Origin of the sequence: Nonomuraea sp. NPDC026600 (assembly GCF_040638335.1) — a bacterium.
In the GTDB taxonomy this organism is placed as follows: Bacteria; Actinomycetota; Actinomycetes; order Streptosporangiales; family Streptosporangiaceae; genus Nonomuraea.
Window position 1 is genome coordinate 107,626 of sequence record NZ_JBEZYD010000024.1, and the last position, 12,120, is coordinate 119,745.

The 12,120-nt window shown below is 71.7% G+C and carries 4 protein-coding genes; all 4 read right to left on the minus strand.

Features of this window, described 5'->3' with window-relative positions:
* A complete protein-coding gene (locus AB0F17_RS41120; protein ID WP_358034630.1) occupies positions 1–462 on the minus strand; it encodes a hypothetical protein in 462 nt (153 codons plus the stop codon).
* Between the two features lie 381 nt (positions 463–843).
* Entirely contained in the window at positions 844–1,671 is an 828-nt protein-coding gene (locus AB0F17_RS41125; protein WP_358034633.1) for a helix-turn-helix transcriptional regulator, read from the minus strand.
* 208 nt (positions 1,672–1,879) lie between these two features.
* The gene (locus AB0F17_RS41130; RefSeq protein ID WP_358034636.1) at positions 1,880–7,240 is read right to left on the minus strand and encodes an amino acid adenylation domain-containing protein; all 5,361 of its coding nucleotides are present in this window, start codon (positions 7,238–7,240) and stop codon (positions 1,880–1,882) included.
* Positions 7,237–12,120: an amino acid adenylation domain-containing protein gene (locus AB0F17_RS41135; protein WP_358034639.1), complete on the minus strand. Its 4,884-nt coding sequence runs from the start codon at positions 12,118–12,120 to the stop codon at positions 7,237–7,239. Before AB0F17_RS41135 ends, AB0F17_RS41130 begins: the two co-directional genes overlap by 4 nt.

Genomic DNA, 12,120 nt, shown 5'->3' on the forward strand with positions numbered 1-12,120 from the left:
TCATCCTCCACTTCCGGAGTCGTCGGCGCAGCCGGAGTAGCACTGGCCGCATCTGCCGTCGGGGATCCACAACTCGACGTCCACCGGGAGACCGGTGGCACGCATGGCTTGTACGGTGGCGCCGACTCGCTCAGCCGCGGGGCGGGGCGCTTCCCCGGCCGGGTCGTCGGGCCTGTGATGGATGAACCGTCCGGCCACCTGCTCGCAGAACGCCGCGTACTCGCGGGTGTGAAGCAGGAAGGCGTGCCAGCCCTTGTCCACCTCTTCCGAGGGTGACAGACCGGCGTCTGGATTGAGGGCACATGTGGCAAGAAAACCGAGCGTCTGCCGCATGATTCGCTCGGCGTAGGCGGTGGTGGTGCAGTTGTCGCGCGCGACTCGCTCGATCAGCCGATCGAGCAGGCCCACGTCGACGAGGTCGCACGGATCGGTCAGGGCCGACCGATCCAGCAGGGGGATCATTGCCGTACTCCAATCGTGAGGTGGGGGCTGCACGAAGGGATGGGCGCTGCCGAGATGACCTGCGCGAACGGCCGCTGTACCGCCTGGCGGTGGTCCTGGGAACCGGCGGGGAGCGGGCGAGAGCTGTGAGGATGCGGTGCTGGGGCTGATACGCCGAAAGTGCGGTCGCGGAGCGCGGACGGCGGTGAAGTCGCGGGCCGGCGTGGGGAGACGACCGCGGATAAGGCGGTGGGTGACACAGCGGGTTCCTCACAGAGGTGGTTCTTTGCTTGCGGCGGCCGGGGGTTTGGAAGTTCGGGAGCCTTCCGACCGCCGCGAAGTGGTCCGCCTCGAAAGTACGAACCAGCGTCCGCGCAGCTCAAGTAAGTTTCGAAAAGTTTCTCAAAGATCTCGGCGAGCCGCGTCGATACAAGCCAGTGCGGGCTGCCCGTAAACCGCCACCTCAGCCAGTGCCGTGAACGCCTTCTCGTAGACGGCGACGTCGTCCGGTTTCTTGATCCGGAACTGCGCCGCCACCCCGTCCACCCGGACCTCGTTGGCGTCGTACAGCCAGAAGTTCTCCGGCGGCATGACGGGAGGTTTGCGGGTGTACGGGAGGATGCCGAGGCTGACGTATGGATTGTCCCGGGTGTAGGTGGCCAGTCTGTCGAGCTGGGCGTTCATCCCGGTGGGGTTCACCATGGGCGTGCGCAGTGTCTGCTCGGCGAGCACGAACACGAAGCGCCGCACGCCGCCGAGCGACTGCTGTTGCGCCATGCGCGCGGCCACGGCCCGCTCCAGGTCGTCGGGTATGCCGCGGAACGAGATGATCGTGGACAGGTGGGCGCGCGCGTACGCCTCGGTCTGCAGCAGGCCGGGCACCGTGGAGTGCTGCCACACGCGTAAGCGGGTCGTCCGCTCGTACAGCGGGATGAACGCTTCCTGGACCTGGCCGAGTCCGTGCCGTTCCAGGCGGCGCCATTCGGTGTACAGCGTGTCGATATGACGGGCGGCGGCGAGCAGGTCGGGTATCTCCTGTTCGGCGCCGCAGGCGGTGGCCCAGGCGCGGATGTCGTCCTCGCTCGGGACCTGCTGGCCGTTCTCGATCTTGGAGATGCGGGCCTTGCGTCCGCGCCATCCCATGGCCTCGGCCAGGCGGTCGCCGGTCATGCGCCGGCCGTCCCCGGTATGGGCGGTTCGGAGGTCTTTGAGCCGGGTGGCAAGCGACATTCGCGCTTCCATGATCGTGCTGTGACTTGTCATGGGTCACCTCGGCTCGGGGCGATGAAGTTGCTTCGAAGCTACGCCCGGCTTCGGCTTCACGTCAGTAGGGTTTCTAGAAAATCATGAAGAAACCCTACTGAGTATGATTTCGTCGGATGTGGCCGCTGCTTCGGATGTGCCACGCGGCCGGCCCATCAGTCGTTCACATCTAGGCCTATGCGTGGCCGCGCGCCAGCTCCCTGTCCGCCTCCTCCTGCACACCGTCAAGATCGTCCGCGATCTCGGCACCCGCCACCGCGTCCGGCAGGTGGTCCTCCATCAGCCGCAGTGGCCGGTACCACAGGCCCAGGGCGCCCCACACCACCAGTAGCGCGCCCGTCACCGCCAGGAGCAGCCCCACGCCCCGGCCTGGGCCGACGCCGACGAGCTGAGCGACGATCGTGCCGTCCAGCGCCCCGCCAGGCTCCAGCAGCGGGCCGAACAGGTCGGACAGGGCTGGTGCGGTGAGGAAGGCCAGCGGCGTCATGGACACCGCCAGCATCTGGTTGGTGGCCAGCACCCGCCCCTGCAGCTCCAGTCCTACCTTGAGCTGGATGATCGACAGCCAGTGCGCGTTGAGGATGCTGAGGAACAGCCACGACAGCAGGCCGCCGGCCGCCGCCAGGGCGACCGACGGGCGTAGTCCGATCAGCAGGATCCCCAGGCCGAAGCCGCTGACGAAGCCGACCATGCCGATCGCCCGCCGCTCCGTGCCGCCCCAGAACACCATGACCAGCGCCCCGAGCACCGCGCCCAAACCCTGCGCCGCAGTCACCGTGCCGACGGCCGCCACGTCGCCGAACGACAGCACGGTGGGCACGGTCACCGCCAGGGCGAGCATCCCGAGGTAGTTCTCCACGACGAAGAACCCGATCATGATCATCAGCGGGCGGCGCCGTACGAGGAAGCGCCAGCCGCCCACCATGGCCTGTGTGAACGTCTCCTCCAGCCGGTGGAACATCCGGTCGGGGAAGCGCACCAGCAGCAGTGTGGACAGGCCGATGACGAAGGTGGCGATGTTCACGGCCACCACGCCGTGCAGGCCGATCAGCGTGATCAGGGCCGCCCCGGCCAGCGGGGCGAGCAGCATGCCGAGCCCGGTACCGAGGTTGGCGACCGCGTTGGCCTGCATGAGGTAAGGCTTGGGCACGAGCTGCGCCACGGCCGCCAGGTAGGCGGGCCGATGGAAGGCCGTGACCAGCGACAGCACGCCGGAGATCACACCGACCTGCCACACCTCCAGCCGCCCGGTGACCAGCAGCGCCACCAGCACGGCCGTCGCGACGGCGGACATGGCGTCGCAGGCCAGCATCACCAGCCGGCGGTCCACCCGGTCCGCCACGGCCCCGCCGAGCGGGGAGGCCAGCAGCGACGGCAGCGTGGCCAGCATCGAGACCAGCGCGTAGTCCGACACCCGCCCACTCTCCTGATAGGCCCACACGCCCAGAGCGAACGCGGTGAGCGCGCTGCCCAGCAGCGAAGCGGTCTGCCCGACCGCCATGGTGTAGAAGCGGCGCAGGTCCCTGCGGGCACGCTCGCCGACCACCTCGACCTCGCCGATCGGTGGCGGCATCCGGCCCGCCGCCCAGCCGTCGAGGTGCCCGTCGATCAGCTCGGCCAGGAGTGGTGCCTGGTGCTTGAGGAAGTAGTGGCCCGCGCGGGGGATGGTGGCGAGCTCCACACGCTCGGCGAAGGCGCCCCACTCCCGGTAGCGCTCCTGATAGAGCTCGGTGGAGCGGTCGCGCTCGCCGATCACGCACAGCACCGGCGCGGCCAGCTTGCGCGCGCCGTCGATCACACGGTTCTCGTCGCTTCGGCGCGTGCCCGCGGCGGCCAGCTCCCCGCTGAACCAGGCCTGTGCCTCCTCCACGTCGTGCCGCAGGCCGCGCAGCATGATCGCGGTGTCGCCAGTGTCCTCGTCGAGCGCGCCGAGCGTGCGCAGGAAGTCGCGCTGCGACCGGTCGGATGACCACCTGTTCGCCGGGAACTTCCGGTTCCACCAGGCGGAGATCCGGCCAGGTAACCGGGCGTCGGGGAAACTGCCGCCGATGAACAGCCCGGCCACCGGCACGCCCGACTCCTCCAGGCGCAGCGCCAGTTCGGTGGCCGAAGCCGAGCCGACGCAGTGTCCGTAGAGCGCGATCGGCCCGGTGGTCAGCGGGGCGAGCTCCGCGATTACCCGATCGACCAGCTCGGGCAGGGAGAGCATCGGCTCCTCCGGCCGGGCCGGGTCGTGGCCGGGCAGCTCCACGGCCAGCACCGCGGTGCCGGGATGCCGGGTCGCCAGCTCGGTCGCCAGCGGCCCGTAGGCGGCGGCCGAGCCACCGCCGTACGGCACGCACAGTACGGTGCGGCTCGCCACGGCGGGCCCCGCCAGCCGGTGCAGCAGCCCGGGCTCGGCCCCGTCGTCCGAGTCGAGATGGGCGGCCAGCTCGCGGATCGTCGGCCGGGTGAACAGGTCGATCACGCGCAGCGCCGGATCGATCTCCCTCACCGCGCGCACCGCCATGAAGGAGTCGCCGCCGAGGGCGAAGAAGTCGTCCTCGATGCCGAAGTCCTCCGTGCCCAGCACGCCCGCCCAGGCCGCGGCGACGCGCAGCTCCGTCGGCGTGCTCGGGGCCACCCGTTCGCCCGCCGCGGCCACCTCGGGCATCGGCAGCGCGGCCCGGTTGACCTTGCCGAGCGGGGTGAGCGGAAGCGTGTCGAGGACGACGATCGCCGGTGGCACCATGTATTCGGGCAGCCGATCCCGCAGACCAGCCCGGACCGCCGCGAGGTCGACGGTGGCGGGCGCGATCCACGCGGCCAAGCGGCGGTTGTGCGCCTCGCCGATCGGCAGCACCGCCGCCTCCAGCACGCCCGGCTGGTCGTGCAGCGCCGCCTTGACCTCGCCCAGCTCCACCCTGAAGCCGCGGATCTTGACCTGGTCGTCGACCCGCCCGAGGAACTCGACCAGGCCGTCCGCGTTGAGCCGTACCCGGTCACCGGTCCGATAGCACCGGGTGATGCCGGTGACCGGGTCGGGCACGAAACGTTCGTCCGTCAGGTCGGGACGGCCGAGATAGCCGCGCGCCAGACTGGGACCCCCGATCCACAGGTCTCCCGGCACACCCGTGGGCAGCGGCCTGCCGGCCGGGTCCACCACGTAGCAGTCGACGTTCGCCAGCGGCCGGCCCAGCGGGACGGCCGCTGTGCCCTTGGGCGTCTCCGGCGCGGTGCAGCTCAGCACGGACACCGTGGTCTCCGTGGGACCGCAGTGGATCTGCAGCTCCAGGTCCGGTCTGGCCGCCCTGATGCGCTCGGCCAGCTCCCATGAGGTGGCCTCGCCCGCCAGGATGAGTAACTCCGACGGCAGCATGGCGGCCAGGTCGCCGTGCGCCCCCAGCAGCTCCAGATGGCTGGGCACCATCTTGATCACCTCGACCGGATGGGCGGCGAGGTAGCGCGTGTAGGCGTCGGGGTCGGTGCCGGTGTCCTGGTCCACCAGGTGCACGGTGGCGCCGCTGATGAGCGCCCCGAACAGGCAGGTCATCACCAGGTCCGAGGCCATCGTGGAGACCACACCCCAAGAGGCGTACTCGCCGTCGATCCGCTCAGCCACCGCCCTCAGGTAGTGCAGGACCGCCCGGTGCTCCACCGCCGCGCCCTTTGGCCGCCCGGTCGAGCCCGACGTGAACAGTACGTGGGCCAGGTACTCCGGCAGGACCGGCACGTCAGGAGAGGTCTCCGGCAGGTCCCCGGCCAGCACGTCCTCCAGGACCAGAGCGCCGGGCAACCGCGCGGCCAGCGCCCGCTCGGCCAGCACCAGCCGGGCTCCACAGGACACCATGTAGGCCAACCGGTCGTCCGGGTAGGCCGGTTCGAGCGGCATGTAGGCGGCGCCCGCCTTGAGCACGCCCAGAATCGCCGGGACGAGCGGTCCGTGCCTCTCGGCGAGGACGCCGACCACGTCGTCGGCCCCGACGCCGGCCGCGAGCAGCCGGTGCGCGATCCGGTTGGCCCGGCGGTCGACCTCGGCGTAGGTCAGCGTGCCCGCCGGGTCGGTGACGGCGACGGCCTCAGGCGTACGCGCCGCCCAGTCCTCGAACCACGCGTGCAGCGGTCTGGACAGGTCGTAGTCCCGGCGCGGTCCCGCGATCAGAGGCCCGGTCACCGGCTCCAGGGGCACTGCGGCGGTAGGGGAGTCGAGATCATCGAGCATCCCCTCCAGCAGCGTCTCGTACCAGCTGGCGACCCGTTGTGCCGTGCCCGCGTCGAAGAGGTCGGCGCGGTAGGCCAGCGAGCCCTCGTAGCCGTCGCCGGCGTTGGCCAGCGCCAGGTTGAGGTCGTACTTGGCGATCCGCAGCGGCGGCTCGAAGACCTTGGCCTCCAGCCCGGCGAAGCGCGGCGGCTCCGGCGAGGTGTCCACGACGTTCAGCACCGCCTGGAAGATCGGCGTGGTGGCCAGGTTCCGATCCGGGTGCAGTACCTCCACCACACGCTCGAACTGCGTCTCCCGGTGCCCGAACGCGTCCAGTGCCGTGTCGCGGACCCGAGCGAGCAGCTCGCGGCCCGTCGGCTCGCCTGACCGGTCACCCCGCATGACCAGCGTATTGACGAAGCAGCCCAGCATCCTCTCGGTGTCGGGGTGCAGGCGGCCCGCTTCCAGGACGCCTACCGGCACGTCGTCCGTGGCCGACACCCGGCCGAGCAGTTCCTGCCAGGCCGCCAGCAGCACCATGAACGGCGTGCCCCCGATCTCGGCGGCCGCCGCCCGCACCCTCGCGGCCAGCTCCGGGCCGAGCCGGACGGGCACCTCGTCGCCCGCCCAGTCCGCGATCGACGGGCGCGGGCGGTCAGTGGGCAGGTCGAGCACTGGTTCGAGGCCCACTAGCCGGTCGGTCCACCAGCTCACGTCGCTCTCTGGCTGCCCGGCGAGCCACTGCGCGTAGTCGCCGTATTGCACCCGCGGCTGCGCCGGGCGCTCGCCCAGGCCGAGCCCGGCGGTGTAGAGCGCCGCCAGTTCGGCCATCGCCACGTCCCTCGACCAGGCGTCGAAGGCGATGTGGTGCACGGTCAGCAGGAGCACGTGCTCGTCGCCGTCCATGCGGTACAGCACCGCCCTGGTCGGGGGCTCGGCACCCAGCGCGAACGGCCGGTACGCCTCCCGCTCCAGCCGTCCCGCCAGCAGTTCCCGGTCGGCCACGTCCTCGACCGTGATCGGCACCAGGTCGGCGCCGACCACGGTGGTGTGGTCCTGGTCGACCAGCGTGCGCAGCACCTCGTGACGCTCGGCCAGCTCGCGCACGGCGGTCAGCATCGCGGCGGTGTCCAGCGGGCCGCGCAGCCGGACGGCCGTCGGGACGTTGTAGGCGCCCCCGTTGCCGGGCTCGGCGAGCTGATCCAGGAACCACAGCCGGGCCTGCGCGGGTGACGGCGGAGTGGGCGATTCCCCGGTTCTGGTGGGGATGCCGGGCACGGTACGGGCCGCGGCACGGCGGGCGGCGGCCAGCCGTACCGCCAGCCGGTCTTGCAGGCTCTGCTGCGCCTCGGTCATCTGCCTGCCTCCAGCTCCGCCAACAGCAGCGTCTCGACGGCCGAGGCGAGCGCGGCGAGCACCGGCCGCTCGAACAGCAGCCGCACCGGCACCTCTATGGCCAGCGCCTCCGTGAGACGTCCGGTGACCAGCAGGGCTGCCAGCGAATGGCCGCCGAGCCGGAAGAAGTCGTCGTCCACGCCGACCGTCTCCAGCTTGAGCACCGCCTGCCAGACCTCGGCGACCAGCAGTTCGGCGTCGCTGCTCGGCGGGATCAGGGTCCGGGTGGTGGCGTGGTCCGGCTTGGGCAGCGCGCTCCTGTCGACCTTGCCCGACGAGGTGGTGGGCAGAGTGTCGAGCGCCATCCACCGGCGCGGGATCATGTAGTCGGGCAGCCGCTCGCCCAGCGCGGCCTCCAGCGCCCCGGTGTCCGCCACCGTGTCGTCTGTCACGCCGACCAGGTAGCCGACGAGGTGCTCCTCGTGCACGGTGACCACCGCGTCGGGCACGCTCTCGCGCAGCGCGGCCTCTATCTCGCCCAGCTCGATCCGGTGACCGCGGACCTTCACCTGATGGTCGCGGCGGCCGAGGAAGTGCAGTGTGCCGTCAGGGCGCCAGCACGCCAGGTCACCGGTGCGGTAACGGCGCTCACCCGGCGCGAGCGGATCGTCGGCGAACGCGGTCGCCGAGACGCCGCGGTAGCCCCTGGCCACGCCCGCGCCGCCGATCCACAGCTCACCGGGCACGCCCGGCGGGACGAGCCGGCCCACCTGGTCGAGCACGCAGGCCCGCTCGCCGGGCAGCGGCCCGCCGATGGGCACGCTGTCGCCGACGGGGGCGGTGATCCTGGTCATGGTGGAGTAGATGGTCGTCTCGGTCGGGCCGTAGGAGTTCCACAGCTCACCCACGCGGGCCAGCAGGTCGCCGGCCAGCGCCGGGTCGAGGACCTCGCCGATGCTGACCACGCGGACCCGGTCGCCGCCCGGCCAGCCGGCGGCGACCAGCATGCGCAATGTGGTGGGAGTGGCGGTGAGCAGCGTGACGCCGGAGCCGTCGATGCGCCGGGCCACGGCGCGGCCGTCGACGGCCGAATCGCGGTCGAGCAGTTCCAGGCGGAGCCCGTTGCACAGGCTGACCCACAGGTCGAAGCCGAAGACGTCGAAGGAGAACGGGGTCAGGCCGAGCATGACGTCGTCGTCGCGGATGCCGGGCGTGACCCGCATGGCCGCCACGAACGCCGCCAGGTTGGCGTGGGTGACCTCGACGCCCTTGGGCCGACCGGTCGAGCCGGACGTGTAGAGCACGTAGGCCAGCCCGTCAGACGTGGTGGCGGGGGCCGCGTCGCCGTCCGGCAGGGTAGCGAGGTCGGTCAGGTCCAGCAGGGTCGCCCCGGTGGACTCCGCCAGCCCGCGCGCGACCGGGACGGTGTCCCCGGCCGCGAGCACGACGCGGGCGCCCGAGTCGGCGAGCTGGTGTCGCAGCCGCTCGGCCGGGTGGCCCGGTTCGAGCGGCACGTAGGCCGCGCCCGCTCTGCCCACGCCGACCAGCGCCGCGGGCAGATGCCGGTCACGCGGCAGGCACACGGCCACGACGTGGCCGCCTTCGGGGACGGGAGCGACGGCGAGTGGCTCGCGCAGGGCGGCGGCGACGCGGGCCGACGCCTCCGCCAGCTCGGCGTACGTCAGCTCGCCCGCCGCGTCCGCCACCGCGACCCGCCCGGGGTGGCGGGCGGCCTGCTCCAACACCTCGTGCACGACGGTGGCCGAGCCGGCCGCAGCCAGGGGCGCGCCGGTGCCCCAGGCCAGCAACGTGGCCCGCTCTTCGGGGGTGACCAGCTCGAACGCCGACAGCGGCAGTTCAGGACCGGTTACCGCGGCCTCCAGCAGCCGCATGAACCGGTCGGCGAAGGACTCGGCCTCCTCCCGGGTGAAGTGGTCGATGTCGTACTCGACCTGGACCTCGACGCCCTCGACCGTGGTGTTCACGAACAGCGTGAGCGGCGCTTGAGCCCCGCCGCCGCTCAGCTCGCCGAGCAGCTCCACGGCTAGCCCGTCGCGCTCCAGCCGCACCGGTACGGCGGGCGGCTGGTAGGAGAGTACGACCGGGGTGAGCATCGTGCCGCGAGGACGCTCGATGCCGGAGACGGCCAGACGTTGCCCGGGGGGCAGGCCGACGTGATCGAGCGAGCGGGCCGTGGCGGCCGCCGCCTGGGTGACGGCTTGCCGTACGGACAGGTCGCCGTCGATGCGAAGGCGTACGGGAAGCACGTCGACCAGCGGGCCGACGAGCCCCTCCAGTTCGGGATGGGCGCGGTCGGCGACGGCCGCGCCGAGCAGCACGTCAGGCCGGTCGGTCTGCGCCGCCACCAGCAGGCCGAGCACGGTGAAGTAGATCGCGAACGGGGTGGCGCCGGTCGCCGCGGCCAGCTCACCCACCCTGGCCGCCATCCGCGGCGGCACTCCGCGCACCAGCCGGGTCCCGCGGAAGCGGCTGGGGCCGCTCTGCGCGCGGGCCGACAGGTCGTACGGAGGCGCCGCCCCGGCCAGCTCTTCGGCCCAGAACGCGCGCAGGCGCTCCGTCCTGGCCGGGTCGGCGGTCAGCTCCTGCTCCAGCAGCGCCACGTCTCCGACCTGGACGGGCTGCTCGGCGACAGTGCCGGTCAGCGCCGCCATGAGCGTGGCGTTGGACCAGCCGTCGTAGGCGGTGTGGTCGGTGACGATGATCAGCTCGGCGGTCCGCTCGTCGTGCCAGAGCAGGCCCGCGCGCAGCAGCGGGACGTCCGTGGACAGGTCGAAGCCGTGGACGGAGAGCTGCTCGGCCAGGCCGGGGGAGTAGCGGTGCTCCTCCAGCGGAACCGGCGCGGGCGACCGTACCTCGGCCACCGGCTCGCCGTCCTCGCCGACCACCGTGACGGTGCGCAGCACCTCGTGTTCACGGACCAGCGCGTCCAGTGCGGCCCTGACGGGCTCGGCCGAGCCGAGTCCCGTCAGGCGCAGGCGGAAGGCGAGCGTTGTGGCGTTCCTGGTGCGGCTGACCTCGCGCAGCAGCCACATGCCGTACTGCGCGGAGGTGAGCGGGTAGCGGTCCCTGCCCGGGTGGCGGGCCAGCCGGGGTGCGCCGGATCCGGATGGCGTGGCCTCGGCGGCATCCACGAGCGGGGACAGCTCGGCGATCGTGGGCCGGCCGAGGAACGTGGTGAGCGCCACCCGCGCGCCCAGTTCCCGCTCGATGACCGCGCAGATCCGGGCCGCGGCCAGGGAGTGACCGCCCAGGTCGATGAAGTGGTGGTGGATGCCCACCCGCTCGACGCCGAGCACCGCACCGATGATCTCAGCGAGCCGCCGCTCGATGTCGTTCCGCGGCGCGACGTAGGCGCCCAGCTCGGGAGCGAACTCCAGTACGGGCAGAGCGGCGCGGTCGATCTTCCCTGTTGGCCCGAGCGGGATACGGTCCAGGATCGCGATTCTGGACGGCACCATGTAGTCGGGCAGCCGCTCGCGCATCCACTCGCGTAGCCCCGCCTCGCTCAGTCCCGCCTCGGTGGGCCCGGCCTCATCTCGTGCGACCGGCTGCACGTAGGAGACCAGGCGCCGTACGTCGCGTGCGTCAACCTGGGTCAGCACGACCGCGTGGTTCACGCCTGGATGCCGGGTCAGGGTGCCCTGCACCTCGCCCAGCTCCACCCGGAACCCGGCCACCTTGACCTGGTCGTCGTTGCGGCCCGCGTAGTGGTAGATCCCGTTCTCGCGGCGGACGAGGTCGCCGGTGCGGTAGTGCCGCACGCCATCGTCGTCGGTCACGAACCGCTCGGCGGTCAGCTCGGACCGGTTCAGATAGCCTCTGCCGACCAATGGCCCTGCCACCCACAGCTCCCCGATCTCGCCGTCGGGCAGCGGCCGCCCATCGGCGTCGCGTGCGCTGAGCACGGAACCGGCATAGGCGGAGCCGATCGGCGGCTCGCCCTGTCCGTCGCGGAGCACCTCGGAGGAAGTGCAGGTCACCGTGCATTCGGTCGGCCCGTATACGTTTACCACGCGGCGCACGCCAGGGTTGGCGTAGATGCGATCGGCCAGAGCCCTGGTGAACGGCTCACCTCCGGCGATCACCATGCGCACACTGGCGGGGAGCGGCTCGCTCAGCAGCGCTACCAGTGCGGAGGGCGCGCCGTACACGGCCGTCACCTCGTCGCGGGCAGGGAGCGCGGACAGCGCCAGCAGGTTGTCGGCCACGATCACGGTCCCGCCGCAGAGCAGCGGCAGGAACATCTGCGTCACAGAGGGGTCGAAACACACCGACGTGGCGAACAACATGCCGCCCAGCTCGTCGGGGTACCGCACTGCCTCGTAACGCAGCAGCGCCATGGCGTTGCGATGCTCGATGACCACACCTTTGGGGCGACCGGTCGAGCCGGAGGTGTAGATCACGTAGGCGGCGTCCGTCGGCTTGCCGGGGACCGAAGGCGCGGTCTGGCTCGTGGATCCGGCGCCGTCGTCCACGGACTCGATCAGCAGGGCTTCGGCGCCAGAGGCCCGCAGCACCGCCTCCTGCCTCCGGGCCACCGGCTCCGAGGTGATGAGGTGGGCCATCCCGGCGTCGGCGGCGATGAACTCCAGCCGGTCGGCGGGATAGGCCGGGTCGAGCGGCACGTAGGCGGCGCCCGCCTTCCACACTCCCAGCAGCGCCGCGATCAGCGAGTCGTCTCTGTCCAGGCAAACGCCCACCGAGTCACCGGGGCCCACGCCCCGGGCACGTAATTCGCCGGCGATCCGCTCAGCGCGTGAGTCGAGATCGGCATACGTCACGCGGGTCGTGCCCGCCACCACAGCGATGCGGTCAGGGGTGCGCCGCACCTGCTCTGCAAGGGCCTCATGAACCCGATCGGTCTTGAGGATGGTACCCAC